The organism is Aliisedimentitalea sp. MJ-SS2 (assembly GCF_032586155.1).
Classification (GTDB): Bacteria; Pseudomonadota; Alphaproteobacteria; order Rhodobacterales; family Rhodobacteraceae; genus JAWHTC01.
The window spans coordinates 223207-249947 of record NZ_JAWHTC010000001.1; the positions used below are offsets into that span (position 1 = coordinate 223207).

A 26741-nucleotide genomic window follows, 5' to 3' on the forward strand; every position below is an offset into this window, starting at 1 on the left:
GGAAAAATTTTCTCGCTGTGCCTATATGGGCGGAGAGTAATTGTTGCATATCAAAGTTAGAATAACTTTTCGGCGTCAAAATACATTTATTGGGGGTACCGGGAATGAAGGCCCGGACGTAGGGTTGGGTAAGGATGGTGCAAAAAATGTGTGGTACGAAGATTTTCCGACCGGCGTTTGCCGAGAGGCTGGCTGGCGACGCCGGTCATACGATTCTGGTCACGGGTGGTGCCGGGTTTATCGGGTCGCATCTATGTCACCGACTGATTGCGCAGGGCGATCGGGTGATCTGTGTCGACAACTTGGAAACCGGGCGGGAAGACAATATCGCTGATCTGTTGACCAACCCGAATTTTGCCTTTTTCCTGTACGACATCGTCGACCCCTTCACCATCACCGGGCCGATTGACCGAATCTACAACATGGCCTGTCCCGGTTCGCCATCGAAATACCAGCGCGACCCGGTACACACGTTCAAGACCTCGATCATAGGCGGCATCAACCTTCTGGAACTGGCCAAGAAGAAATCGGCACGCATCCTGCAAAGTTCGACCTCCGAGGTTTATGGCGATCCCGACGTGTCGCCGCAATCCGAGGACTATCGCGGGTCGGTCAACACGACCGGGCCGCGGGCCTGTTACGACGAGGGTAAGCGCGGGGCAGAAACCCTGTTCTACAACCTGCATGAAAGCGAAGGTGTCGACACGCGCATTGCCCGGATTTTCAACACATACGGGCCAAAGATGGATCCCGAGGATGGGCGCGTGGTGTCGAACTTCATTGTCCAAGCCTATTCTGGCGACGATCTGACTGTGTATGGTAATGGCACACAAACACGATCATTCTGCTATATCGACGACATGTTGGACGGGCTGATGACTCTGATGGAGACCGAGAGCGAGTGCGGAACCATCGATGATCCGGTGAACCTGGGCAATCCCGATGAGTTCTCGGTTCTGGAACTGGCCGAGATCGTACTGGACATGATCGAAAGCGACTCGAAACTGGTCTACAAGGACTTGCCGGTTGATGACCCGCATCAACGCTGTCCGGATATCAGCCGGGCCAAGGCGTTGCTTGGCTGGGAGCCAAAAGTGTCGCTGAAGGAAGGGCTTGTTCCGACCGTCGCATGTTTCGGCGAAGAAATGTACCGTCAGCAGCGTGATCAGAGGGGAGTCGTTTGAAGGGCGCAAAATTGCAGAATGTTCTTGTAACGGGCGGAGCTGGATATATCGGCAGCCATGCCTGCAAGGCGCTGGCGAGGGCAGGATACAATCCGGTGGTTTTTGATAACCTTTCGCGTGGCCATGCCGATGCTGTGAAATGGGGCCCGCTGGTGCAGGGCGATCTGCGCGACAACGGGTTGCTGAGGCAAACTTTGGATGAGCATCATATCGATGCCGTGATGCATTTTGCAGCCTTTGCCTATGTTGGCGAAAGTACCGGGCAGCCGGAGATGTATTACGACAACAATGTGGGCGGTATGATTTCGCTGCTTCAAGCGATGCGTGATGCGGAAGTGGGGCGGATCGTGTTTTCGTCAAGCTGCGCCACTTACGGCACGCCCGAGACCCTGCCGATCACTGAGGACGCGCCACAAGACCCGATCAACCCCTATGGCCGGACCAAGCTGATCTGTGAATGGATATTGCGCGATGCGGCGACGGCCCATGGGTTGCGGTTTGCCGCGCTGCGCTATTTCAATGCCGCCGGGGCCGATCCCGATGGCGAGATCGGCGAACGGCACGATCCAGAAACCCACCTTCTGCCGCTGGCTCTCATGGCGGCGGCCGGGCAGAGCGAGTTGCAGGTCTTCGGCACCGATTATCCGACTCCTGATGGCACCTGCATCCGTGACTACATTCACGTGGATGACCTTGCCCGAGCGCATGTCCTGGCGATTGAGTACCTGGGTGGCAGCGGCGACAACCTTGCGCTCAATCTGGGCACCGGGCGAGGCCAGTCGGTGCAGGAGGTGATCGCCTCGGTCGAACGTGTAACCGGCAAGGTCGTGGCCCGGTGCCTGACGCCACGCCGCGACGGGGACCCGGCCGAACTGACCGCTGATCCGGGCCGTGCCGCCAAAGTGTTGGGGTTCCGGGCGCACTATACCGATCTGGACGAAATCGTGGCCCATGCCGCCCCGTGGTTTGGACATGCGGAGACCAAATGAAAAAGGGGCGCCACCCCGCGCTTGAACCGCGCCCTTACCTGACACCACTTTATGGTGGTGGGCGGGCGTTGAAGTATTTCATTATCATTGGGTTGTGGTTTTTCGCGGCCGGTTGGTTCTGGGCCTGGTGGCTGCAACCCCATCACGTGATCGCGCCGGTGCGCTATTGGGTCGTCACGGCGGCTATGGCGTGGATCTGGGGGATGCAGCTTTACTTTGTGCTGGTTTTCCTGCGCGCGCGCCGGTCCTCGGCGCCGGACCCGGAGCCGGGGAAATGGCGGGTGGCGATGATCACCACCAAGACCCCGTCCGAGCCCTTCGAGCTTGTCCAGAAGACACTCGAAGCGATGCTGGCGCAAGATTATCCGCATGACACCTGGTTGGCCGACGAGGACCCCAGTGATGAGACCAAGAACTGGTGTATCGCCCACGGGGTCAAACTATCGACTCGCAAGGGGATCGAGGCGTATCACCGCGCCGAATGGCCCCGCCGGACCCGGTGCAAGGAAGGCAACCTTGCCTATTTCTATGATCACTGGGGATACCGTGACTACGACATCGTTAGCCAACTCGACTCCGACCACGTGCCCGAACCGGGCTATCTGCGCGAAATGCTGCGCCCCTTTGCCGATGAGGCGGTGGGCTATGTCTCGGCCCCGTCGATCTGTGGGGCCAATGCCAAGGACAGTTGGGCCGCGCGCACACGGCTGTTTTCAGAGGCTGCCTTCCATGGGGTGTTCCAGGCGGGCTATTCAGCAGCGCTGACCCCAATGTGCATCGGTTCGCACTACACGGTGCGCACCAGCGCCTTGAAGGAGGCAGGTGGATTGGGGCCGGAACTGGCCGAGGACCACTCCACCACGATGCTGATATCGGCTGCTGGATGGCGCGGCGTGCATGCGATCGACGCCATGGCGCTGGGGCAGGGGCCGGAAACGTTGGCCGACCTGGTGACGCAGGAATTCCAGTGGTCACGCTCGCTGTTTTCGCTGCTATTGCGCTATACGCCCGGCTACTTGGGCCGTCTGCCGATGCGGCTGAAACTGCTCTTTCTGCTGTGCCAGACCTGGTATGTGTTCTTCGCCGTCTCGATGTCGATGATGTACCTGGTGCCGATCATCGCTGTGACCTTCGATATCCGCATTGCGGATGTCACCTATCCGTCCTTCCTGGGCCATTCGCTGCCTGCAGTCGGGGTGATGATCCTGTTTGCTTATGCGATGAAACATGACGGGTTCTTCCGTCCGCGCTGGGCAAAGGTTTTGGCCTGGGAAAAGGCGCTGTTCGCCGCGCTGCAATGGCCCTGGGTGTTCTGGGGTTGCACCATGGCGTTACGCGACCGGATTACCGGCAAGTTCATCGATTTTCGCATCACCCCCAAGGGCGGCGAGATGAGCCAGCCCTTGCCGGGGCGGATTATCGCGGTCTATGCTCTTTTAGCGGCGGGCGCGGCATTTCCAGTGCTAACCGTATCGAGCGTGACCGAGGCGCGCGGGTTCTACCTGTTGTCGCTGGTGAACACGTTTCTCTATACGCTGCTCCTGGTCGTGTCGTTGGTGGCCCAGCTGCGCCGGGCGCGAGGGCGCAAGGACTACACCCGGTATATCCTGCTGCGCGACCTGACGATATTGAGTTCGATCATGGTCCTGTTCAGCGCAGCGATTATAATTCGGGCTGAAGAGAGCCTTTATGCCTTGGCAATTGGCCTTGAGCCTGTCGGCATCACGACCGAGATTCAATTTGTCGTGTCAGGTGCGGGTATGGGCACAGAAGGTGATGTTCGGTTCCGGGTGGTACCGTTTTGGGCCAAGTGACCGACACTATAAAGGAAGGTGAAACATGAACCTGATAAAAGCTGCAAAACAACTGATTACGGCGACGGCGGCATCGACCCTGTTGTCGACCATGGCGTTTGCCGCCCCTCCCGGTGAGTTGCCTTTCGGCGTGTATGACCCGGACGGTGACTTCGCCTCTGATGGAGAGGTGGTGATCGAACACCTGTTCCTGCCGTGGGAAGACGTTTTCCTGGAAAGCCTCTATGACGCCGACGGCTACGCTCAGGAACGCAATCGCGCACTTCTGGTGACGGTTGAGCCATGGACATGGTCGCGGAGCGAACGCAACACCGCACAATACCTGCGGCGCGGGATCGAACGCGGCGAATACGATGGCAACATGACGGCGATCTGTGATGTGCTCGGGACGCTGAAGAGCCCGGTCACGCTGCGCTTTGCCCATGAAATGGACGACCACAGCGGTCAGTTCATCTGGGCGGGTTGGGACCCGGATATCTATATCACCGCCTACAAGCACATGGTGGACCTGTGCAAAGTGTCGGCCCCGAAAATCACCGTGATGTGGTCGCCGCTGGGTGACGAGGACATGGCCAAGTATTACCCGGGTGACGACTATGCCGACCTGATCGGCCTGACGGTGTTCGGGCTGCAGGCCTGGGATCAGGCCAAGCATGGTGGCGACCGCAGCTTCGACGACGTCTTCGCCCCGCGTTACGAACGTGCCGCGGCCTTTGGCAAACCGGTCGTCGTGGCCGAGCTGGGCTATGTCGGCCAGGTCGACTACGTCAAGCTTTGGGAGAACTCGGTACGTCAGGTCAAAGAGGCCTATCCGCAGCTGGTTGGCGTGATCTATTTCAACCAGCACGAGGTCTACCCTTGGCCAGAAGGGTTCGGAGCACCGGATTGGCGCGTCAAGAACCAGATCCTCGACTAGAGGGCAAAGTATCGGCGGTTTTTCGCCCCGAAGCTGAAAACGCTGCAACACGTTGAAAACGCTCAGGCATATCGCTTGGGCGTTTTCTTTAGTGAAAGGTCACATTTCCGCCCAACGCTGGCCACGGAATTGTTTCTCTTGACCGATACAATTCCATTTAGCATTGATGGCCAAAATGTTCGCAACCCGTGTGTGGCAGGGATGGCCCGGAATGCGCAAATGCGACGTGAAAATTGAGGTGACGGAGATGAAGAAACCCCTGGCTCTTCGGGCTTTTGCCCTGCCGCTTTTGACCGCCGGCGTCATGTCCATGGCCCCCGTGGCACGGGCGGATGTGAGTGTGACACCACGCAAACATTCGCTGAGCGCCGTCAAGTCGGTCGCTGGCAGCGGCGCAACACGGCATGACTGGTTGCAGGTGCGGAGCAGCGCAGGAAACGCACCGGAACCGGTGGTGCGCAAGGCATCGCTTGGTAGAGGCAGCTGGATTTGCTCGCCTGCCGGGTTTGGTAAGAAATCCCGCTGTTTCCGACGCTGAACCAGGTTTAACGCCTGAAAGACATGACAGCCGTGCGCGTTTGCCGCGTACGGCTTTTTGTGTTCTGCAGTCTAAGCCGGTTCTTTGCCGCGACCCGGGTTGGTACTGTGGTGTGGTAGAGAGGGCGGTGGCAAAAAGAAATCCCCGCCCAGCGAAAATGCCGGGCGGGCTGGTTTTGCGATTGCGTGGGCGATCAGTCTTTGGTGACGTATTTTGCCAGCATTTCTTCATTTTTAGCTTCTTCGATCCGGCGGATGCGGTCATTGTCGGCCTTTGCGTCGAACCGGTATTTGACGAAATTCACCAGTGAAATGGTGAGCATCAGGACGCCAATACCCCAGAACCCCTTGGTCGAGAGCGGCACGTCGGTGGACAGATAGAGCGAAAACCCCAAGAGAACATAGGCGGCCACGACACCGGCGCCGTTGAAAACCATGATGAGGGAGTTGTCGTTGTTGTTCATGTCAAACATTGGAGTACCTTTCAGAGGTATTTTTCAGGTTTACTTATCTATCAAGCTGCTGATTTGGACGCCTTTAGGCGCTCCAAAACCGATTTCGCGGTGATGCGGGTGGCCGGGCCATAGCCTGCATCTGCCATCCGGTTTTCCAGCGTGTCGTGGTTGAGATCCTCCTCGATACTCTTGAGAATCTCTGCCTGTTCGAATGGATCGTCGCGTTTCAATACGCGCGCGATCAGGTCTTCGGCCTCGCTGGCAGCATCGCTGCCCGACAGGGTCTTGTTCATCCGCTTCTGGATATCCTGTTCGCGTCGGACGGCGCGCGCCTGGATGGCACCTTGTTTCAGGTCGATGATGCGACGGTTGCCCGCCTCAATCGACGATTTCATGCGCAGCACTTTCTGCTCCAGGCGGTCCAGGGTGTCAGTGCGCATGGCCAGTTCAGTTTCCATCTGTGCGATTGCATTGGCGGCCTCGGTGGCCAGCGTCTCGTCATCGGCGTCGAGCGCTTCCGCGGCGCGGTTCATCATGCTGTCGATCCGAGATTTCAGTGTATCGACCTGGCGCTCTTCCGAACGCTGTCGCTGAATCAGGCTGGCCAGCGTCGCCTTGGCGGCCTTGAGCGCATTTTCTGATTCGCGAATTTTCTGGTCGATCAAGTCCAAGGCGAAGTGATCGGTAATGGTTTCATCTGCGCGGGCCTGGGCACCGGCGAAGAGAGTCTTGAGAGTTGAAAACATCTTTCTACCTTTCTGGGCACTTGTGGCTAGGGTGAGCATTTTGCCGGTCTGGCAGCTCTAAGCCTTGTAATGGCTGGTTATTTGGTCGTTTCAAGATCACCGCGGCTGTCGCCACAAGGGATGATCGTGGTCGATTTTCTGTCGGTTCCTTTCAGTAATTTGATTTGTGAACATCGTTCATGAATTTGATATAGGAAATATTTGAACGACGTTCAAGAAAAAATGAACGCCGTTCAGGAAACAGTCTGTTTTGTCGTGATATTCCTCAGAAGCAGGGCGATCATCGCTTCGAGCCGGTCACGTGGCACACCCGAAATACGGTTTTCCACGCCCAGGAGGACGATTCCATGTACCGATGAAAACAAAGTGCGAGTCATCAGGTCGAGTTCGTCCTCACCCATCTCTGGGAACAGCCGGGCCAGCGGACGGGCAATGTTATCGAACAGCGAAGCCAAATCCTGAAGGTACCACTTTGGCACGTCCTGTTCGGTCGACATCTGGATATCGAAAAGTGTGCGCCACAGTTTCGGCTGTTCAACCGCATAATGCAGATAGGCATAGGACATGGCGATCAGCTGTTCGATCGGGTCGTCTGGTGCAGCCCGAACCGAGGCAGCAACTTCTTTGCCCAATTTGCGGAAGGTGCGGCCGTTCACGGCGATGATGATCTCGCCCATGTCGTCAAAGACATTGTAAATCGCCCCCAAAGCGCATCCCGCTTCCTTGGCCAGATAACGGGCGCGAATGGCGTCCATGCCGTCGCGGGCGATGGTCGTCTCGGCAATGCTGATCAATTTGGCACGCAGCGCCTCGCGGCGCGTTTCAGCCTTGGTCGCCATGATGTCCCCATTTGGTTGTGAACCATGTTCACAATAATGCGGGGGCGGGCGGAAAGGAAGGGATTAGGTGCAGGCGACCGGGTCGCCCGCCTTGCTGCCTTCGGGGCCGCAGAAGAGGCGATACAGAAGAGAGATCACCTCGTAGGTGCTGTCATCGGCAAGGCTGTAATAGACCGTCTTGCCGTCCCGGCGGGTCGAGACCAGCCCTTCTTCCCGCAGCCGCGCCAGCATCTGGCTGACCGCGGCCTGGCGGATTTCCAGGAGGTTTTCCAGCTCGCCCACCGACTTCTCACCCGAGCCCAGGTGGCATAGGATCATCAGCCGCCCTTCGTGGGCCAGTGTTTTCAAATACGCGGCGGCGCTGGCGGCGCTGCGGGCCATTTCAGCGGGGGGGGCAGGGGGTGCTTGATCGTCCATTGAGCGCATTTCCTGTTCTACACATTCGGAAACTAGCACATGTTAATTTGAAATGCGAGTGCCCGTGTGTATTGCGCATTTTTCGGATCAGACCGATGTTGCCGGGGCGCCCCCTTGGAAATTGTTACCGCCTCTGTAATCGCAGGGGTCTTCCTGCATCTGCAGGTGGAGCCCGTCGCCGGTGTACGGGTGGGCGCGGGCCAGGTCCTCGTTGAACTCGAACCCAAGGCCGGGTGCGGTGGGCGGTGTGACGAACCCATCTTCCACCGTGATGGCACCACCAATCAGGTCGCGATGGAAATCGGTTTCGATGCTTTCAAGCAACAGGATGTTGGGAATTGAGGCTGCGAGATGGGTGTTGGCGGCCCATTCCACCGGCCCGGCATAGAGGTGCGGCGCCATCTGGGCGTTGAACGCCTCGGCAATGGCGGCGACCTTTTTCATCTCCCAGATACCGCCGGCGCGGCCCAGGGCGGGTTGCAGGATCTCGGCAGCCCCGGCGCGCAGAACGGCGGTGAATTCGGCTTTTGTGGTCATTCGCTCGCCTGTGGCCACGGGGATGCTGACATTGCGGGCGACGCGGGCCATGTCCTCTATGTTGTCGGGTGGGGTGGGCTCCTCGAACCAAAGTGGTGAATAGGGCTCCAGCGCCTGGCCCAGACGGATGGCGCCGGCGGTGTTGAATTGCCCATGAGTGCCAAAGAGCAGGTCGGCGCGGTCGCCCACCGCTTCACGGATCGCCTTGCAGAAGGCCGCCGAGGTCGTGATGTCGGACATGGCAGGCATATGGCCGCCGCGGATCGTGTAGGGGCCGGCGGGGTCGAATTTCACCGCCGTATAGCCCTTCTCGATCATCGCAGCGGCGCATTCTCCGGCGGCATCCGGGTCGGTCCAGAAAGTTTCCATGTCCTGATGCGGCAGCGGGTAGAGATAGGTGTAGGAACGGATACGTTCATTCATCTGCCCACCCAACAGGGCATAAACGGGTCGGTCTCGATCCTTGCCCAGGATATCCCAGCAGGCGATTTCGAGCCCGGAAAAAGCCCCCATGACGGTCAGGTCCGGGCGTTGGGTAAAGCCGCTTGAATAGGCGCGGCGGAACATCAGCTCGATGTTTTCCGGGTTCTCGTCCTGCATGTGGCGCTCGAACACGTCGCGAATGACATGTTCCATTGCCTCGGGCCCAACCGAGGAGGCATAGCATTCGCCCCAACCGGTTATCCCGGTATCGGTGGTCAGCTTGACGAAAATGAAATAGCGCCCGCCCCAGCCGGGCGGCGGCGGGGCGCTGACGATGATGTCGAGATCGGTGAGTTTCATGGAAACCTCATAGGGTGCGCGTTCAACGCACCTTCCGACCGTCCGGCCAGCAAAACAAGTCTGCCAGCGTCAAAACAGGATCACATTGCGTCGGGCACTGCCGGATTTGGTGTCGGCAATCGCTTCGTTGATTTGATCCAGCGTCCAGCGGTTCGATATCAACTCATCGAGTTTCAGCCGCCCTTGCTGGTAAAGGTCGATCATCCACGGGATGTCGCGGCGGATGACAACGTCGCCCATTTTGGTGCCCTGCATGCCCTGACCTACGGCCGCCATCATCACTGGCGAATAGGTCGAGACCGCGTCGGAATGGGGCATGCCGACCATCAGTACCTTACCGCCACGGCCGAGGTAGCGAGGCGCTTCGTCATAGGCTTGGATTGCGCCGACGGTGACAAACACGGCATCTGCGCCGCGGCCCATCGCCTTGATCGCATGGCGCCACGGAGATTTTGCGGTCGCGAGCACCCCGTCGGTGGCGCCGAACTCGCGGGCATCGGCCAGTTTTTCCTCACTCATGTCCACCGCGACGATGCGGCGGGCTCCGGCGATGCGGGCACCCTGGATGGTGTTGAGGCCGACGCCGCCGGCGCCGATAACCACAACGTCCTGCCCGGCGCGCAGTTGCGCGGCGTTGACTACGGCACCGACACCGGTGATCACACCGCAGCTGAGCAGCGAAGCGACGTCTTTTTCCAGGTCCGAGGGCAGCTTCACCAGCTGGCTTTGATCGACCACGACCTTTTCAGCAAAGCCTCCACAGGCCATTGCCTGGTGCAGTTTGCTTCCATCGGGCATGGTCAGTGGTCCATGATCGCCGTCATACGGCGTTTCGCAATTGGTTGGTTTGCCGCTGCCGCAGGACGGGCATGTGCCGCACGCGCGAATGAGAGTGACCAGAACGTCGTCGCCGACCGTGAAATCGCGCACCCCGTCGCCCACGGCCGAGACCTTCCCGGCCGCTTCGTGGCCGTAAACCGCGGGCAGCGATCCGCCCCAGGCACCATCCGCATAGGAGATGTCCGAGTGGCAGATTGCAACGGCGTCGAGGTCAACCTGCACTTCGCCCATTTCAGGCGCGCGCAGTTCGACGGTTTCGATGCTCAGCGGTTGGCCGAATTCGTGACAGACGGCGGCTTTGATGGCGGTCATGTTGGGGCTCCCTCTTCCTTGGCTCACAATCTGCGGCGCAAGGCGGGGGCGGGGCAAGTCCGAAAGCGACCTATTGCGCCTCTGACGGAACGGAACTTCTCGTGAAAAGCCACAGGCAGATCACCATCAGCCCAGCCGACAGGAGAAACGGAGCGCCGGGCAGGTAGAGCCAGGTGTCTTCGCGGGTGAAGAGCGCGAAGACCTGAGTCATGGCGACAGGCGCGATGATCATCGCCAGCGAGGTGACCGAGGTCAGCACACCCTGCAACTCGCCCTGCGCATCGTCGCGTACTGTTTGGCTCATCGCCGATTGCAGTGCGGGCAGAGCCAGTGCGCCGAGGGCGGCGATGGGGATCATGACCAACAAAAGCGTGCCATTGTTGATGAAGGTCAGGATCAGCAGGGTGATGATTTCGAAGGCAAGGCCAAAAATTACGGCGCCATAAAGTCCGAAGCGGGCAATCGACGGTTTGACCATCAGCCCCATGACCAGGGCGTAGAAGAAGCCATATAGTCCCAGCGAGAGGCCGATCATCGCCTCGGACCAATTGAATCGCTCGGTCAGGAAATAAGCCCAGATCGCCGGGTAAACCATGGTGCCGATCTGGAAGAAGAAATAGACCGAGATCAGCCGGGTCAACCCGGTGAGCCGCGTCACCGCGCGCAGGGCGCCGAACGGGTTGGCGCGAGAGACCTCGAATGGGCGGCGGATTTTGTCGGTGACGGTTTCACGTAACACGAAAAAGCCCAGCGTTGCATTGGCGAGCGCCAGGGCCCCAGCCGCCCAAAATGGCGCGCGGGTGCCGTATTCGGCCAGCACCCCGCCCAGCACCGGGCCAAGCACAAACCCGACCCCGAAACCGGCGGCGATCAGGCCAAAGCGCGCTGCCTTTTGATGTGGATCGGAAATGTCGGCCATATAGGCATTGGCGGTAGAATGGGTCGCCGCGGTGATCCCGCCAATCAGCCGCACGATCAACAAGAGCCAGATTGTGTGAGCCAGAGCATGCAGGAAATAGTCGAGCGCCATTACAACAAGGGAAATGAGCAACACCGGGCGGCGCCCGAACCGGTCAGAAAGCGCGCCAATCAGCGGTGCGAAGAGGAATTGCATCACCGCAAAACCCGCCGACAGAATTCCGCCCCAGATCGCCGCATCGGCAACGCCGCCACCACCGATTTCGCCCAGAAGCGCTGGCATCACCGGCATGATCAGACCGATGCCGATGGCGTCGATCACCACGGTGAGTACGATAAAAACGATGGCAAGGCGGTCGTTCATGACAGCGTCCGGCGAAGGGGAGATAAATGGATTGCGGGTAAATAAGCAGACGAAAGGCGCAAGAGAAGTCTTGCTGCCGGGTGACCCCACGGAAAGTCGGGTATTCCTTACCCGCGCGTCAACCGGGGTTTGGTCAGGGCGGGATCAGCCATCCTGATCCGCGATATCGCCGAGCAATTCCGCCAGTCCCTCCGGGTCGGCAAAGAAGGGCGAGTGACCTGTCGGCATTTCGCAAACGTCGCGCGCGGGCCAATCGGCGGTCATGGCAACCTGCAGCTCCGGTGGGATCGTGTGGTCGTCCATGCAGCGGATATAGCTGCGTGGTACCGATGCGTAGGCGGCCCCGAGCGGGCAGGGGATATTCGATGGTTGCACCGCCTGAGCGCACAGTCGGGCATTCGCGTAGGTCGCCGTGCCAGGTGGGCAATCGTGATAGAAGAGATCACGGCTCCTGGCCGGGTCGACGCGGAAACTCTTGCGGTCATCTGCGTGGATCAGGGCAGGCAGGAGCGGCTGGTGCGAGTTTTCCTGGCGGCGTTCGGCCAGAGTGCGGTCGCCGGCGGGCAGGTAGGCACAGAGATAGACCAGTCGGGTTATCTTGTCCGGCGCCCGTTCAGCGGCGAGTGAGATCGGGTAGCCCGCCATCGAATGACCAACCAGTGTAACCGGGCTGTCGATGGCCGACAGGATGGCAATGGCATAGGCATCAAGCGTGACATCGGCGATGGGGGTAAGATCGCCGCCATGGCCGGGCAGGTCGATGGCGCGCACCGAATGGCCCCGCGCGGTGAGCGCGGGGATCAGGTCACGCCAGCACCAGGCACCATGGGCGGCACCGTGCACAAGCAGGAAATCGGCCATGGGTCCTCGCTCCCTCAGTCGATCCGAGTCGGGTGGATCATGACGATCATATTCCGAGGTTTCAACATGATGATTGCGTGCCGGCAGTTGAAAGCGCTCTCGCGCCTAATTCTCCGGCAGGTGGCCTATGCTGCTCAGAAATTCTGCCAGGGTAGCGGCATATTCGGCGGGCTGCTCGACAAAAGGCAGGTGGCCGGCGCGGCGGATCAATCGGAAATGCGCGCCTGGGATCAGGTCTGTGGTTTCACGCACGAGGTCGGGCGGGGTCGAGCCGTCTTCGCTGCCGGCGATACCGAGTGCGGGCAGGCGCAGACCCGAGGTTGGGGTGTAGAAATCTGTGCCCGAGATCGCCGCCATGCAGCCGACATAGCCCTCGAGCGGTTGCCGGGTCAGCATGTGGCGCCAACCCAGACATGCGGGCGTGTCGCGGAAGGCGGAGGTAAACCAGCGCTCCATGGTGCCGTCCGCCAGGGCCTCGATGCCTCCGGCGCGCACGGCCGCGATCCGATCCTCCCACATCGACGGCTGACCAATCTTGGCCGCCGTGTTCGACATCACCAGCCCTCGCACCAGGTCGAGCCGTTTGATCGCTAGCCCCTGGCCGATCATGCCGCCGATGGAGACACCGACGAACACGACCTCCTTGAGGCCCAGGTGGTCGAGCAGCCGTTCGGCATCGCGCACCAGGGTACCCATCGAATAGGGGCCGGGCGGGCAGGATGAGAGGCCATGGCCGCGTTTGTCGTAGCGTAAGATGCGCAGCCCCTGTGGCAAATGCGGCAAGAGCCCGTCAAAGGCCCGTAGATCGGTACCGAGCGAATTGCAGAAGACCACCACGGGTCCGGTTTCCGGCCCGTCCAGGCGATAGTGAAGCGTGACGCCATCCAGGTCGGCCATATGCATGAGAGGTCTCCCGCGGGTTGGGCTGAGTTTGCCGCAGGATTGGCCCGTTAGGCGTCGATGTCAAACGGTCAGGCAGGTTTGCGGGGGTCGAAAAAGTTGCAGGCCGGAACCTTGGGTTCCGGCCTGCTCCTTCGGAGTGAATTTGTGGTGGCACTCGTCCCGGGTAAACTCGTTCAACTTCACCACCTCTTTGAAAAGTTATGGTAAAATCAGGCTAATCCTACCTTGACGCGCATTGACGTCACAGTAGGGAATTCCATACCCTTGATGCACATTGGCGTCAGGCCGTCGAAAAATATGACGCCGAAGCGAGACGGAGTCAGTCCCGGTCTTCGATTACCATATGCGCCATGATCTGACCGTGGTCCGAAGCGAGCTTGTTATAGGGTGCCTCGGGGTGGGAGCCGTCGGTCAAATGGTCATTGAAGACGCTGAAATACTCCATCTCGCCAATTCGCTTCTTGTAGTCGGGATGGAAATGGCGGCTGAGATAGATCTGGTCGATGCTTTCGAACACGCCGCCAAAGGCCGATGTATAGACCATGTCGCGCAGGGACTTGCGCACGAACAGCTTTTCTGCCGAATGCAGGCGGACGCGATCGACGCTTTCGGTGATGCCCTCATTTTCGGTCTTGGAATAGCGGTCATTGGGGTGCTTGGCATCGTGGCGTAGCATCCAGGCGTAATTGCGAAACGGGGTCTCGCCCGAGATGATTTCCGAGCTAACCGCATGTTCGCCATCATTGAAATCACCCAGGACCATGACCGGGCGGCCGCGGTCGAGCTCTTTCAGGATTTCCCGGCGCAGCACCCAGGCCTCGGCCATACGTCTGAGACCGGCGCGCAGCGCTCCCATAGCGCGGCCCGCCGCGTCATAGGTCAGAAGATTGGCCTCACGAACGAAATCGGCACCCTTTGGACGGATGAACTCGCCCAACTTGGATTTCAGATGGCAGTTGAAGACGGTGATCTTTTCGCCGCCCACGGCGATACGCACCTTGAGTATCGGGCGTGACAGGCGGGTGACGGAATAGGTGCCGGCGTCGCCGCCACCCAGTTCCTGCAACGGGATTGTCAGGGGCGTGTCCAGCTCCTGCAGCACTTCAGGTGGCTCGGCAAATCCGTGGCGCGACAGGATGGCGAGGCCCGGACGGCGCTGACCCGGTTCGCCGTCGTTGATGTTGGGGGCGAATGCGATGGCCGCATCCGAATATCCCTCGTAGGCGAGTTTGCGAAAGATCGCCTTTTTGCGATAGCTTTTGGTGGCGTCAGGCAGGGCGGAGTCATTCAGGGCATGGCCACGCTTGTCCGCTTCGTCCACCACATCGCGCAAGGCGGATTCCTCGAAGATTTCCTGCAGGCCAACGATGTCGGCGTCCATGGCGATGATCTGCTCGGCCAGCCAGTCTTTTTTCCAGGCGTATTCTTCGGGTGTGTATTCGAGAAATTCGTAGAACTCCTTGTTGGCGCCGATGAGGTTCTTGACGTTGAAAGACGCAATCGTGAAACGGGTCATGGAGGGGCTCCTGTTGGCGGGCGACGGTGATCGAAATGGGTGCTTCCGCACACTTTCATTCAGAAAGAGGCGAGGCGATGTGTAATCGGTGACGGTTGGTCCGGGCGTGAATTGGGGGCGCTCCGCGGGGAGTATTTGCACCAAGAAAGAGGGGCTAGGGGTGTCAATCCAGTGTCTCCAGCGCGCGCGTGAACATCGACGGGTCGACATTACCGCCGGTGGCAATGGCGACGACGGTATCGCCTTGAAGGTCGCCGCCATGGAAAAGCGCAGCAGCAAGCGAGGCGGCACCCCCCGGTTCCAGAACGATCTTGAGGCGCAGGAAGGCCAGTGCCATGGCGCGCAGGCACTCGTCTTCGGTGACGACGAGGCCGGGGCCGCAGAGGCGTTGAAGGATCGGGAAGGTGTTTTCGCCGGGGCCGTTGGTCAGGATGGCGTCGCAGATCGAGCCGCTTTCGCTTTCGTTGCGTTCGATCTGACCGGAGATAAGCGATCGGGCGGTGTCGTCGAAGCGTTCAGGTTCGACCGGGCGAACACGCAGAGGAGGGGCCTCGGCCTCGAGTGCCAGAGCCACACCGGCGGTCAGGCCGCCGCCGCCGCAATTGACCAGAACCTCGGCATTTTCGATTCCAGCCTCGGCCATCTGTTCGGCGATTTCCAACCCGCAGGTGCCTTGCCCTGCGATCACAAGTGGCTCGTCATAGGGTTTGATCAGGGTCAGACCGCGTTCTTGCGAAATTGCCTGACCGATGGCGCCACGGTCCTCGCCGCCGGCGCGATCATAGAGCACCACCTCGGCGCCCAGGGCACGGGTGTTGGCAATTTTGAGCTGTGGTGCGTCAGCGGGCATGACGATGACCGATGGGATGCCATGTAGCGTGGCGGCATGGGCGACGCCTTGGGCATGGTTGCCAGACGAATAGGCGATCACACCCTTGGAGCGGATATCAGGGTCCAGCGCGGAAATGGCGGACCAGCCGCCGCGAAACTTGAAACTGCCAGTGTGTTGCAGGCACTCGGCTTTGAGGAGCAGCCTTCGCCCAGCGAGGCCATCGAGAAACGGGGATGAAAGCAGCGGGGTACGGCGGGCACGGCCCGATAGGCGGGCGGCGGCGGCGCGGATCATGTCGATATTCATAGCAGGTTCATCCATTGGCGTATGGCGGCGAGGCTGTCAGGTTCGTCGAGATAGGGGACATGACCGCGATCCTTAACACCGGCGGCGATCATGTCGGGACGGCGGCGTTGCATTTCCGCGAAGGTTGCTTCGGGCAGGATGTTGGAGTTTTCTGCCCGGAGCGCGCAGAGGGGCAGGCCGCTCAGCGCGTCGAACAGCGGCCAGAGATCGGGCATCGGGGCCTCGGCGGCGGCCAGAACGGCATCGCGCAGTTTCGGATCGTAGGTGATGCGCAGGCCTTCGGGCGTTTCGTCATATAGCCGCGCGATTTCCTCGCGGAAGCGGCTTTTCGGTACGTTGTTGAAGCCGACGATCACGTCGGGCCAGATTTCGAGCAGATCGTTATGGGTCCGGTGGGACGGATTGCGCCCGATATAGGTTGCGATCGCCTCAAGGCCTTCTGGGTCAAGTTCGGGGCCGACATCGTTGAGTACCACACCGAGCAAACGGTCATGGGCGAGGGCTGCCAGTGTCATGGCGATGAGACCGCCTCGAGAGGTGCCGAGGATGGCAACTTTTTCGAGCCTCAAGTGGTCGAGCAGTTCGAGCGTGTCGCGGGCCTCGACGGGAATGGTGTAGGTGGCCGGGTCGGCCCATTTCGATTTGCCGCGGCCCCGGTAATCGAGCCGGATCAGTCGAGTCCCGTCGAGATGCGGGGCCACGAAATCGAAATCGGTGGCGTTGCGGGTAAGACCGGCGAGGCAGAGAAGCGGTGTACCCTCGCCTTCGTCTTTGTAATGCAGGGATACCCCGTCAGAGGTTGTGAAACTTGCCATAGTTCGGATCTGCCAGTTGCGGGATGGTGGTGAGATCGGACAGCACGTGCTTGGGTTGACCAGGCAAACGGTCTACGGGTTCACCCGCGCGGTTGACCCAAGCGGTTTCAAAACCGTAGGCGGCCGCACAGGCGGCGTCCCAACCGTTCGAAGAGACAAACAATACCTCGTCGCGGGTGCAACTGAAGCGCTGGGTGACCAGTTCGTAGACCACGTCGGCGGGTTTGAAGATGCCAACGCTTTCGACCGAGAGGTTGTCGTCGAGATACATACTGATGCCTGCGGAATTGACGGCGCCGTCCAGCATATCCGGAGAGCCGTTGGACAGGATCGCGGTGGCAAGGCCCATCTCTTTCAGTTTGGCGAGCATGGCAGGGACCTCGGGGTAGGCCGACAGCTCCCAGTAGAGTTGCAACAGGCGTTCGCGGATGGCCGGCTCCGAAAGGCCCACGGCTTCCATCGCCCAGTCGAGACCATCCTGGGTCACGGACCAGAAATCGGTGTGATCGCCCGTGACCGCGCGCAGCCAGGTGTATTGCAGCTGTTTCGTGCGCCAATGAGCGGCCAGTTGCGGCCAGTTCTCGGATAGCGCTTCGCCCCCCGGTTCGGCGGCGGCCTGGCGTGCGGCGGCGGCCACGTCAAACAGCGTGCCGTAGGCATCGAAAACGCAGGCTTTGATCGGCATGGTCTTCCCCCTTGATCCGGGCGCAGGTTGGCACGGCGCGCGGACAGGGAAAAGGGCAAAAGGGGTGAAGTGTCGCGGGGAAGCGGTTTGCAATGCGCAAGCGCGCTCTGTAGGTTCACCTCTCATTGCCAGATTCAAATGGACGGGAGAACACGACATGGCACAGGTCAAGCAGGGCGATACCGTCCAAATTCACTATACCGGTACACTGGATGACGGCAGCGTTTTCGACTCGAGCGAGGGCCGCGATCCGCTGGAGTTCACCTTTGGCCAGGGCCAGGTGATCCCGGGACTGGAAGTCGGGATGGAAGGTATGAGCGTCGGTGACAAACGCGAGATCAAGGCGCCCGCCGACCAAGCTTATGGACCGGTCTTCGAGGAGGCCCGTCAGTCGGTGCCGCGCACCGAGCTGCCCGATGAGATTCCAATGGAGATCGGCACACAGGTGCACGCGCAAAACCAGGAAGGCCAGGTCATGACCCTGACCATTTTCGAGATTTCAGAGACCCACGTGGTTCTGGACGCCAACCATCCGCTGGCGGGCAAGGACCTGACCTTTGCGGTGGAGCTGGTCTCGATCGGCTAGGGTTCGAAGTACGGGCGTGTTAGGCTTGACGGGTCACAGCACCCAGCGAGGCCAGACATGCCCGAGACCCCTGAAAACACGCCTGACACAACCGATCCGCAGGACGTATCGGTAATCGACACCATCCTGGCACGCATCCGTGCATTGCAGAGTGAGATGGAGGCCGAACTGTCCAAGCGGCGCGAGGCGTTTCGCTATCGGCTGGAGCGCGGTCGGGTGGTGTTTGAGGACGAGGCCCGGCGGCGGCATCGCAAACTCAGGGTGCGGCTCTGGACCTTTCTAAAGGCGACCCGTCCGATGGTGGTGCTGACGGCGCCCTTCATCTATGCGCTGATCGTGCCGTTTGTGCTGCTCGATTTGTTCGTGACCGTCTACCAGGCGGCGTGCTTCCCGGTTTACGGCATCCCCAAAGTGCCGCGCCGGGATCATATCCGCATTGACCGGCATCACCTGGCCTATCTCAACGGCTTGCAGAAGCTGAACTGTATCTATTGCGGTTATTGCAATGGGGTTCTGGCTTGGGTGCGGGAAGTGGCCGGGCGGACTGAGGCCTATTGGTGTCCGATCAAGCACGCGGGCGGGTTGAAGGACCCGCATCGACATTACGCCGGATTCGTCGATTTCGGTGATGGTGAGGGGTTTGACGAAGGGCTGGCGCGTTCGCGCAAGAAGATCGGGGAGCGCCCGGACGAAACCTGATCCAGCGGTGACGCCTGCGGCGTCGCTTGATAAGCTCGTCCCGGCTTTTGCCGGGACAAGCGGAGTGGCTCTTTGGTGAGCGGTTCCGTTGATTCCGGCAGTACCGCACGCAGGTGCAGTGTTGCAGTGAGTACTTGGGCCAAGAAAGAGGCTTTGGTCAGGTACAATCGAGAAGGATGGCGCCATGGCGACCGGCGGCCTCAACCGCTTCGTGGGCGTTTGCAGTTTCTGCCAATGGATAGGTGGCATGGACGCGCGAGGTGAGTGCACGTTGGGTGAGCGCGGTGTGGATCTGGGCGACGCGCTCCAGGCGTTTAGCCAAGGGTAGGATGTAGATCAGTGAGATGTCGATCTTGATCGCCTTGAAGAGAAGCGAGCCGAAAGGCAGCGTGGGAGTCATGTCGGCGGCAGAGCCATAAGCGGCGATGGTGCCGAGCGGTTTCATTACCTGGGCCAAGAGGTCGATATTGGGGCCGAATTCGCATTCCACCGCGCGGTCGATTTCGGCGCCATCGTTGGCGGCAAGAATATCGGTGGCGAGGTCGGGGGAGGCGTAGTCGAGAACGGCGCTCGCTCCGGCGGCGCGGGCATCGTCGCCCGAGCGGCCCGAGCCGACGGTGGCGATGACCTTGGCGCCGCCCCAGATCGCAAGCTGAATGGCGAGGTGGCCGACAGAGCCGCCACCGCCCGAGACGAGCAGCGTCTGGCCAGTGACCGGGCCGCTGCCAAAGACCGTTTGCGCGGCTGTGAGAGCGGGGATGCCGAGCGTGGCCCCGGTGTCGAAGCTGACGCTTTCGGGCAGGGGAACGGCCTGATCGGCGGGTAGGGTGATGTGGCTGGCGGCGGTGCCGTGCGGTCGCTGCCACTGGCCGTTCCAGATCCAGACCCGTTCGCCAACGCGGGAGGGGTCGACGCCCTTCCCAGCGGCCTCGATCATGCCGGCGCCATCGGAATGGGGGATGATCACAGGGAAAGCGGGCTCGGTGACGCCGGGGCGGTTACCGGCGCGGGCCTTGACGTCCGACGGGTTCACACCGGATCGGTGCAGGCGCACCAGAACCTCGCCCGCCGCCGGGTTGGGCGTAGGCATGTCGCGCAGTTTCAGCACCTTGGCGGCGGGGCCGAATTTGGTATAGGTGATGGCGTGCATGAGGCTCTCCTGATGGTTTGCCTCAGGGAACCGTGATTGGCGGGCAAGCGCAAGTCTCAGGTGGGGCCAGCCCACCGTTCCGTTACGTCCGGCGCAACCGGATCACCACGTCGACGCTCGCGATCTCGGCGCCCGCCGGGGCTTGCGGCAGATTCGAGATCTGCAGCCTTTCGGTGGCGGCATCGGTCAGCGCGCCGCTGTCTTCCCAAAAGAAGTGCGGGTGCTCGGTGGTGTTGGTGTCGAAATAGCTTTTGGTGCCGTCGACGGTGATTTCGCTTAAGAGCCCCGCCTGACAAAAAGCGCGCAGGGTATTGTAGACCGTGGCAAGCGACACTTTTTCGCCCGCGTCGCGGCTGGCGTCAAACAGGCTTTCGGCGGTGACGTGGCGATGCTGTCCATCGCCCACCAAGAGCGTTGCCAGTGCGAGCCGTTGGCGGGTTGGGCGCAGCCCTGCACCGGCAAGCCAGTCCTGGCCGCGATGTTCAGCGGTTTGTGTCTTGGTCACGTGCGCGTTCCCTTGTGTCATGCGCGGCCCGAAGGCTGCAATACATGGGTTCCAAGCAATATAAGGGGTTTCAACCCCTGTTTTCAACGGAAATCCTTTTGAGCCGCCGAGGCTGCGACATCCGGGGCCTGGCTGCGACGGCAGCCCCTATTGCCTCTCCTTTGGCGCGGGTGATAGAGGGAAAGGGAGCCATACCCGCAAGTATCAAGCGAAGGACCGCCAAGCAGATGTCCCAATACCCGAGCAGCTTTGACCGCGATGACCTGTTGAAATGTGCCCGTGGCGAGCTTTTTGGCCCCGGCAATGCGCAGTTGCCCGAGCCGCCGATGCTGATGATGGACCGGATCATCGATATCTCAGCCGATGGCGGGGCACATGGCAAGGGTCATATCCTGGCCGAGTTCGATATCAAGCCGGACCTGTGGTTCTTTGAGTGTCACTTCCCCGGCAACCCGATCATGCCGGGCTGTCTGGGCCTGGATGGGCTGTGGCAACTGACAGGATTTAACCTCGGTTGGCGCGGCTGGACCGGGCGCGGTTATGCGCTGGGCGTGGGCGAGGTGAAACTGAAAGGCATGGTGCGGCCTGACCGCAAGATGCTGACCTACAAGATTGATTTCACCAAGGCGATTCAGACCCGGCGTCTGACCATGGGCGTTGCCGACGGCATCGTCGAAGCCGATGGTGAAGTGATCTACGAAGTCAAGGATATGAAGGTCGCGCTGAGCGAAAGCTGAGCCAACCCGCAAGCTATTCACACCACTTTGCGGTGATCGGATGCGCCGCAGCAGTTGGCCTTGGCGCACCCAGGTCTTGTTGGTCATTCCTATAGCAGGAAGTCGTCAGGTCCGATCAGGTCGGGGGGCACATTGTCTTCGAAACCCGGCTCGTCCCGGCGATCATTGCGCGTTGCGGCTGCCTGCACTGCGTCTGTGGCACGATCGAGGTGCTGGATCGCATGGAAATGTGCGATGTCGTTTTCCAGATGCTGAGTCGCGTTGCGTTCGGCGGCCTCATTGACAATAGTCGGGCTGTTGGAGCTGCTGAAAAAGCGAAAACCGATCAAGGCGTCTTCTGGCATGGTAAAGTCCTCCGTTAAATGCTCCGGTATCCCCGAAGCCGGGCAAACCGTATTTGGACAATTGTACTCAATGTAATGCCTGATCGTAGCGGGCGGGCCTGCAACGCGTCGAGTAAGGTTTTCCTCACATGGTCATTCGCGCCAGTCAGTTGGAACCGCGCTGCCGAACCGGTCGTGGCAGAAAGCATATTGCGGAGCGAGAAGCGTTTCCAACGCGTTTCGGGCAGCTGGCGGCAGTGGTAGTTTGACGGTCGTTTCGTTTTTCTTTTCATAGGGTTGAGCCGGTTCATAGGCGACATCTGCAAACCCGCAAAGCCGGTGTAGGGTGTTCTCGTGAAACAGCGATTCATAGAAGAGATAGAGCAGGTCATTTGCCGGAAAAACCTGATCGAGCGATGTGACGATTGAGCGATAATCCGCTCGCGCCCTGAGTGCGGATGCCTCAAGCGCTTTGGGCCAGTTGCGGGCGATTTCGTTTTTCGGGTTCAGTTGCTGCAGGTGTCGAAGCTGTGACCAGAACCGGGCAATGGGATCGCGCATGATAAACAGGATTTTCAACCTTGTGCCTTGCGCCGCGAAGAATTCACGCATGTAGGCAAACCCTTCGGGTCCAATGGCGGAATAGCCTGGCGTAAGATCGCACAGGCATCGCGTGGAGCCGGTGCAAAGCCGCGCGAAATGCGCGAAGTATGCATTGTCATCATAGATCATTTGGGCCCGGTCGACGCTGGCCTGAAAGGTCGCGTGGTCCAGCAGGTTCGAAGTTTGCGCACCAGCCTGGCTCAGGTGGAAGGTTAGGCGCTTCAGAGCAAAGGCATCGGGATCGAAAAGCGCGTTGGTGGAAAACCTGGCATCGAAGAAGTGTAGCTCTTTGAGCGGCGATACCACAGCTTCGGGCAGGGCACCGAGATAGGAATGCAGCCAACTGGTCGCGCATTTGGCGGCACCGACGCAGATCAGGAAGGTCTTGCCGTCCAGGTCGCCAAATCGGCGGAGTCTTGGCGGGGCAGCGGTCATTGCGGTCCCCTTTGGGATACAGCTCGAATACAGCTTGAAAGGCAGGTTGCCACAGGCTTTGCGTCTACTCAACCGAGACAGGACCTGCCAATCCGGCACGGTCAGGTCTGAATTGCTTTGCCGTTTGTTCGTTTAAAGGACGGCCGCCTGTTTGCTGCGTTGCAGGATGAACAGGCCCGACAACACGATCAGGCCCGAGCCAACGAGCATCGGCAGGGTAAACTGCTCGTCGAAGACTGCAATCCCAAGGGCGATGCCGAACAACAACCGGGTGTATCGGAACGGGGTGACGGCTGAGACCTCGCCAGTGCGCATGGCCTTCATCAGGCAGGCATAGGCACCGACCCCGGCGAGAACAGCGCCCAAAAGGGCCATGCTCGTGTTTTGGTCGGGGCGCTGAAATGCTTCTTCCTGCAACAGCGTGCAGACGAGTCCGGCGATTATGATGGCGAGAAAACCATAAAATCCAAGCACTGCGGCACCAAGCGAGGCGGGCGCGGCGCGGCTGGCAAGGTCGCGACCGGCAAAGCCGAGCATGCCGAAGACGGCCAGAAGGGACAAGACCGAGAATCCGTCCGCACCGGGCTGGATGATGATAATGACCCCGGTTAGGCCGATGAGGATGGCGGCCCAGCGGCGCCATCCAACCTGTTCGCCAAAGATTACCGCGGCACCGGCCACCACCACCAGAGGGGTGGCCTGCAAAATCACAGTTGCCGCCGATAGCGGGATCAGCCACAGGGCCAGTACGTAAAACAGCCGACCGATAACTTCGAACACCACTCGGATGCGCATAGGGCGAGACAGGGCATCCGGCACGAAAAGGGGCTGTCGGGCGATGAGCGCCAACCCTGCGAAGGCAACCGTGCCGCCCGCGCCGAAGACGATCAGGATTTCGCCAATGGGCAGAGCCTTGGCGGCGGCTTTGATGAACGCATCCTCGATGGCAAACAGCCCCATCGAGGCGATCATCCAGAGGCTGCCAATCTGGTTGGCCCGGTGGTTGGCAATCATGTCCACAAGAATTCCGATCCGGTTTTAAAGGGGCGCGGTGTCCCCCGCCTCGGTGAACGGGGCTGCCCGACTTGCCCCGGTCTGTCAATGAAGGATGCCCAAGTTTGAGGCGCAAGCCTTTCTGCCGTCCATTTCAAGGCGGCGCGCGCGCTACACCCTGTGCCGCCCTGCTTCATTCCGGTTGCACCGCACCCCTCACGTCTCTATCTAAGTTCCTGAATTCGAGAAGGAGAGCGCGCATGAAGCGTGTTGTTGTCACCGGCCTGGGTATCGTTTCGTCTATCGGTGTAAATGCCGAAGAAGTCACCCAATCGCTCAAGGCCGGAAAATCCGGGATCACTGCTGACGAGACGATGATCGAACATGGTTTTCGCAGTCAGGTTTCGGGCAAGATCGACATTGATCTGGCCGCCAATGTGGACAAGCGCACGCTGCGCTTCATGGGGCCGGGCGCGGCCTATGCTCATATTGCAATGGGCCAGGCAATTGTCGATGCCGGGCTGGAGGAAAGTGACATCGTCAATCCGCGCACCGGCCTTGTGGCCGGATCGGGCGGGCCGTCGACCAGCGCCATGCTCACCGCGCATCAGACGGTTCTGAAAACCGGCGCGACCAAGCGGATTGGGCCGTTCGCGGTGCCCAAATGCATGTCCTCGACGATTTCGGCCAACCTGGCCACAGCCTACAAGATCAAGGGCATCAACTATTCGATCACCAGCGCCTGTTCGACCTCGCTGCATTGCATCGGGAATGCTGCCGAGCAGATCATGCTGGGCAAGCAGGACGTGATGTTTGCTGGTGGCGGCGAAGAGCTGGACTGGACCCTGTCCTGCCTGTTTGACGCGATGGGCGCGATGTCCAGCAAATACAACGAGACACCCGACAAGGCTTCGCGCGCGTTTGATGAAAACCGCGACGGGTTCGTGATTTCCGGTGGCGGCGGGATCGTCGTGCTGGAAGAACTGGAACACGCACTGGCGCGCGGCGCCAAGATCTACGCCGAAGTGACCGGATTTGCCGCCACCAGCGACGGGCACGACATGGTCGCCCCATCGGGTGAGGGCGGCGAACGGGCCATGCGTCTGGCGCTGGAAACCCTGCCCGAAGGACGCAAGGTGGGCTATGTCAACGCGCACGGTACCTCAACACCGGTCGGGGACGTGGGCGAAGTCGAAGCGGTGCGTCGCGTCTTTGGCGAGGGCAACGTGCCGCCAATCAGTTCAACCAAGTCGATGACGGGTCACGCGCAGGGTGCGGCGGGTGCGCTGGAAGCGATTTTCTGTCTGTTGGCGTTGGATGGCGATTTCATCATCCCGTCGATCAATGTCGACACCCTGGCCGAGGGGATCAACCCCGGTGAAGTGGCGACCGATCTGGTTGAAAATGCCGGACTCGATTCGGTGATGACCAACTCCTTCGGGTTTGGTGGCACCAACGGCTCGATGATTTTGTCGAAATATTTGGGATAAGCGATTATGGGCGAACGTATGAAAGGCAAGCGCGGGCTGATCATGGGGGTTGCCAATGACCGCTCGATCGCCTGGGGCATTGCAAAGGCGATGGCCGACGAGGGGGCCGAGCTGGCCTTTACCTACCAGGGTGAGGCGTTCGGCAAGCGGGTTCTGCCGCTGGCGCAATCGCTGGGATCGGATTTCATGGTCGATGTCGACGTGACCGACGATGCATCGCTGGATCGTGCCTTTGACGAATTGAACTCGAAATGGGACCGGCTGGACTTCGTCGTCCATGCCATTGCCTTTTCCAACAAGGACGAGCTGACAGGTCGGTTTCTCAACACCAGCCGCGAGAATTTCAAGAATTCGCTTGATATTTCCTGCTATTCGCTGATCGAAGTGGCGCGCCGGGCAGAACCGATGATGTCGGATGGCGGCACCATCCTGACGCTGACCTACCAGGGGTCGAACCGGGTTGTCCCGAATTATAACGTGATGGGCGTGGCCAAGGCGGCGCTGGAAGCTACGGTACGGTACCTGGCCAACGATCTAGGGCCGCAGGGTATCCGGGTGAACGCCGTTTCGCCAGGTCCGATGAAAACTTTGGCCGGCGCGGCGATTGGCGGGGCACGCAAGACCTTCCGCCATACCGAGCAGAACGCACCTATGCGGGCCAATGCGACGCTCGAGTCTATTGGCGGTACGGCAGTCTACCTAGCCTCGGATGATGGGGCCTGCACCAGCGGCGAGATCATCCGCGTCGATGGCGGGTTTCACGTGCTGGGCATGCCGCAGCAAGATCACCTGTAAGCCGGGAAAAAGGCGTTTTGAAACGCCTTGATGCAAGCGGCTTCAAAGCCGCTTCCTGCACGATTTCGAAGTCGTGTTTTCAAGGGCGTCGAAAGTCCTTGTCCAATTCAAATTCGTCGGAACGTCAGGTAATGCGGCACCCGGCCTTCGCGCAGAGCTTTTTGTTCGTAGCGGGTGGAGATCCAGTCGTCCCACGGTTCGCGCCAATCCAATGGCCCCTCGGCAAGCCATTCAAAGCCGTGGCCGGGCACCTGTTCCAAGGTTTGCCGCACATAGTCAGGAATGTCTGTTGCCACGCGAAAGATTGCGCCGGGTTTCAACACGCGGGCTAACGGTTCAAGGTGCTCGGGTGTCACGAACCGGCGGCGATGGTGGCGCTTTTTGGGCCAGGGGTCGGGGTAGAGCAGGAAGGCGCGTGAAATCGACTGATCGGGCAGCACGTCAAACAGGTCGCGCACATCGCCGGGGTGGATGCGGACATTATCGCACCCGGCCTTGCGAATTTTTCCCAGCAGCATGGCCACGCCGTTGATATACGGCTCGGCGCCAATGATGCCCACATCCGGGTTGCTGGCGGCTTGGTGCACCATGTGCTCTCCGCCGCCAAACCCGATCTCAAGCCAGGTATCGCGCCCACCAAACATCTTTTTCAGATCGAGGGGCGTTCGTTCCGGGTTGGCGTCCCAGTCTACCGGGCCGGGCGACAGCGCTGCGAGATCTTCGGCCAGGTAGCGTTCCTGCGCCGGTTTCAGGGTCTTACCCTTGATCCGGCCATAGAAGTTGCGCCACGGGGCGCCTTTGGGGTGTTTGTCCTGCATGGCGCGCCTGTTAACGCGGCGCGCGCGGAGGATCAATG

The 26741-nt window shown here is 60.2% G+C and carries 29 protein-coding genes; 10 read left to right on the plus strand and 19 right to left on the minus strand.

The annotated features are described in order from the left end of the window. The first annotated feature begins 146 nt into the window (after positions 1-146). The 5 genes from RXV86_RS01020 (at position 147) to RXV86_RS01040 (ending at position 5441) form a co-directional block, all read left to right on the plus strand. Entirely contained in the window at positions 147-1184 is a 1038-nt protein-coding gene (locus RXV86_RS01020) for a UDP-glucuronic acid decarboxylase family protein (protein WP_316296938.1), read from the plus strand. Positions 1185-1195: 11 nt separating this feature from the next. After that, positions 1196-2173, plus strand: a complete 978-nt coding sequence (gene galE, locus RXV86_RS01025) for a UDP-glucose 4-epimerase GalE (protein WP_316296939.1) — start codon at positions 1196-1198, stop codon at positions 2171-2173. After that, complete coding sequence (locus RXV86_RS01030) at positions 2170-3987, plus strand: glycosyltransferase (RefSeq protein WP_316296940.1); 1818 nt, start codon at positions 2170-2172, stop codon at positions 3985-3987. Before galE ends, RXV86_RS01030 begins: the two co-directional genes overlap by 4 nt. A gap of 91 nt (positions 3988-4078) precedes the next feature. Next, positions 4079-4903 carry a glycosyl hydrolase gene (locus RXV86_RS01035; RefSeq protein WP_316298398.1) on the plus strand — a complete coding sequence of 275 codons (825 nt, stop codon included), beginning with the start codon at positions 4079-4081 and terminating at the stop codon, positions 4901-4903. Between the two features lie 247 nt (positions 4904-5150). After that, a complete protein-coding gene (locus RXV86_RS01040; protein ID WP_316296941.1) occupies positions 5151-5441 on the plus strand; it encodes a hypothetical protein in 291 nt (96 codons plus the stop codon). 193 nt (positions 5442-5634) lie between these two features. Here RXV86_RS01040 and RXV86_RS01045 read toward each other — a convergent pair whose 3' ends face one another. The 13 genes from RXV86_RS01045 to RXV86_RS01105 form a co-directional block, all read right to left on the minus strand. Beyond that, entirely contained in the window at positions 5635-5904 is a 270-nt protein-coding gene (locus RXV86_RS01045; RefSeq protein ID WP_316298400.1) for a hypothetical protein, read from the minus strand. 50 nt (positions 5905-5954) lie between these two features. Beyond that, entirely contained in the window at positions 5955-6641 is a 687-nt protein-coding gene (locus RXV86_RS01050) for a PspA/IM30 family protein (RefSeq protein ID WP_316296942.1), read from the minus strand. 233 nt (positions 6642-6874) lie between these two features. Then, a complete protein-coding gene (locus RXV86_RS01055; protein ID WP_316296943.1) occupies positions 6875-7480 on the minus strand; it encodes a TetR/AcrR family transcriptional regulator in 606 nt (201 codons plus the stop codon). Positions 7481-7543: 63 nt separating this feature from the next. Then, positions 7544-7897 carry a metalloregulator ArsR/SmtB family transcription factor gene (locus RXV86_RS01060; protein ID WP_316296944.1) on the minus strand — a complete coding sequence of 118 codons (354 nt, stop codon included), beginning with the start codon at positions 7895-7897 and terminating at the stop codon, positions 7544-7546. Between the two features lie 87 nt (positions 7898-7984). Then, a complete protein-coding gene (locus tag RXV86_RS01065; RefSeq protein ID WP_316296945.1) occupies positions 7985-9217 on the minus strand; it encodes a mandelate racemase/muconate lactonizing enzyme family protein in 1233 nt (410 codons plus the stop codon). Between the two features lie 69 nt (positions 9218-9286). After that, complete coding sequence (locus RXV86_RS01070) at positions 9287-10369, minus strand: Zn-dependent alcohol dehydrogenase (RefSeq protein ID WP_316296946.1); 1083 nt, start codon at positions 10367-10369, stop codon at positions 9287-9289. 70 nt (positions 10370-10439) lie between these two features. Further along, positions 10440-11651: a TCR/Tet family MFS transporter gene (locus RXV86_RS01075; protein ID WP_316296947.1), complete on the minus strand. Its 1212-nt coding sequence runs from the start codon at positions 11649-11651 to the stop codon at positions 10440-10442. A 144-nt stretch (positions 11652-11795) separates the two neighbouring features. Next, positions 11796-12512: an alpha/beta fold hydrolase gene (locus RXV86_RS01080; RefSeq protein ID WP_316296948.1), complete on the minus strand. Its 717-nt coding sequence runs from the start codon at positions 12510-12512 to the stop codon at positions 11796-11798. A gap of 105 nt (positions 12513-12617) precedes the next feature. Continuing rightward, complete coding sequence (gene pcaD / locus RXV86_RS01085) at positions 12618-13415, minus strand: 3-oxoadipate enol-lactonase (protein ID WP_316296949.1); 798 nt, start codon at positions 13413-13415, stop codon at positions 12618-12620. Positions 13416-13734: 319 nt separating this feature from the next. Further along, entirely contained in the window at positions 13735-14931 is a 1197-nt protein-coding gene (locus RXV86_RS01090) for an endonuclease/exonuclease/phosphatase family protein (RefSeq protein ID WP_316296950.1), read from the minus strand. 163 nt (positions 14932-15094) lie between these two features. Continuing rightward, positions 15095-16069 (minus strand): threonine/serine dehydratase, encoded by a 975-nt coding sequence (locus RXV86_RS01095; protein WP_316298401.1) that lies wholly within the window; start codon positions 16067-16069, stop codon positions 15095-15097. Further along, positions 16066-16884, minus strand: coding sequence for an alpha/beta hydrolase (locus tag RXV86_RS01100; protein ID WP_316296951.1), 819 nt, complete (start codon positions 16882-16884; stop codon positions 16066-16068). Before RXV86_RS01100 ends, RXV86_RS01095 begins: the two co-directional genes overlap by 4 nt. Continuing rightward, the gene (locus RXV86_RS01105) at positions 16862-17569 is read right to left on the minus strand and encodes a haloacid dehalogenase type II (protein WP_316296952.1); all 708 of its coding nucleotides are present in this window, start codon (positions 17567-17569) and stop codon (positions 16862-16864) included. The genes RXV86_RS01100 and RXV86_RS01105 overlap by 23 nt, the downstream gene beginning before the upstream one ends. A gap of 157 nt (positions 17570-17726) precedes the next feature. Between RXV86_RS01105 and RXV86_RS01110 the strand changes: the two genes are divergently transcribed. Both RXV86_RS01110 and RXV86_RS01115 read left to right on the plus strand, forming a co-directional pair. After that, positions 17727-18155, plus strand: a complete 429-nt coding sequence (locus RXV86_RS01110) for a peptidylprolyl isomerase (RefSeq protein WP_316296953.1) — start codon at positions 17727-17729, stop codon at positions 18153-18155. A gap of 57 nt (positions 18156-18212) precedes the next feature. Then, complete coding sequence (locus RXV86_RS01115) at positions 18213-18854, plus strand: hypothetical protein (RefSeq protein ID WP_316296954.1); 642 nt, start codon at positions 18213-18215, stop codon at positions 18852-18854. 157 nt (positions 18855-19011) lie between these two features. Here the strand turns inward: RXV86_RS01115 and RXV86_RS01120 are convergent, their stop codons facing one another. Then, positions 19012-20004: an NADPH:quinone reductase gene (locus RXV86_RS01120; RefSeq protein ID WP_316296955.1), complete on the minus strand. Its 993-nt coding sequence runs from the start codon at positions 20002-20004 to the stop codon at positions 19012-19014. Between the two features lie 82 nt (positions 20005-20086). Continuing rightward, positions 20087-20530: an iron response transcriptional regulator IrrA gene (gene irrA, locus RXV86_RS01125; RefSeq protein WP_316296956.1), complete on the minus strand. Its 444-nt coding sequence runs from the start codon at positions 20528-20530 to the stop codon at positions 20087-20089. Between the two features lie 206 nt (positions 20531-20736). Here irrA and fabA point away from each other — a divergent pair, with 206 nt between their 5' ends. Next, complete coding sequence (gene fabA / locus RXV86_RS01130) at positions 20737-21246, plus strand: bifunctional 3-hydroxydecanoyl-ACP dehydratase/trans-2-decenoyl-ACP isomerase (protein ID WP_316296957.1); 510 nt, start codon at positions 20737-20739, stop codon at positions 21244-21246. A gap of 89 nt (positions 21247-21335) precedes the next feature. On the opposite strand, the gene RXV86_RS01135 is transcribed toward fabA, so the two are convergent. The 3 genes from RXV86_RS01135 to RXV86_RS01145 all read right to left on the minus strand — a co-directional run bounded on the left by RXV86_RS01135 (position 21336) and on the right by RXV86_RS01145 (position 23621). Then, the gene (locus RXV86_RS01135; RefSeq protein WP_316296958.1) at positions 21336-21590 is read right to left on the minus strand and encodes a hypothetical protein; all 255 of its coding nucleotides are present in this window, start codon (positions 21588-21590) and stop codon (positions 21336-21338) included. A gap of 132 nt (positions 21591-21722) precedes the next feature. After that, positions 21723-22607, minus strand: a complete 885-nt coding sequence (locus tag RXV86_RS01140; protein WP_316296959.1) for a sulfotransferase — start codon at positions 22605-22607, stop codon at positions 21723-21725. 132 nt (positions 22608-22739) lie between these two features. Next, positions 22740-23621 (minus strand): DMT family transporter, encoded by an 882-nt coding sequence (locus tag RXV86_RS01145; RefSeq protein ID WP_316296960.1) that lies wholly within the window; start codon positions 23619-23621, stop codon positions 22740-22742. A gap of 239 nt (positions 23622-23860) precedes the next feature. On the opposite strand from RXV86_RS01145, the gene RXV86_RS01150 reads away from it, so the two are divergent. After that, the gene (locus RXV86_RS01150) at positions 23861-25090 is read left to right on the plus strand and encodes a beta-ketoacyl synthase N-terminal-like domain-containing protein (protein ID WP_316296961.1); all 1230 of its coding nucleotides are present in this window, start codon (positions 23861-23863) and stop codon (positions 25088-25090) included. 6 nt (positions 25091-25096) lie between these two features. Continuing rightward, positions 25097-25885 carry an enoyl-ACP reductase gene (locus RXV86_RS01155; RefSeq protein WP_316296962.1) on the plus strand — a complete coding sequence of 263 codons (789 nt, stop codon included), beginning with the start codon at positions 25097-25099 and terminating at the stop codon, positions 25883-25885. A gap of 107 nt (positions 25886-25992) precedes the next feature. Here the strand turns inward: RXV86_RS01155 and RXV86_RS01160 are convergent, their stop codons facing one another. Further along, entirely contained in the window at positions 25993-26703 is a 711-nt protein-coding gene (locus RXV86_RS01160; RefSeq protein WP_316296963.1) for a tRNA (guanine(46)-N(7))-methyltransferase TrmB, read from the minus strand. Between the last annotated feature and the right edge of the window lie 38 nt (positions 26704-26741).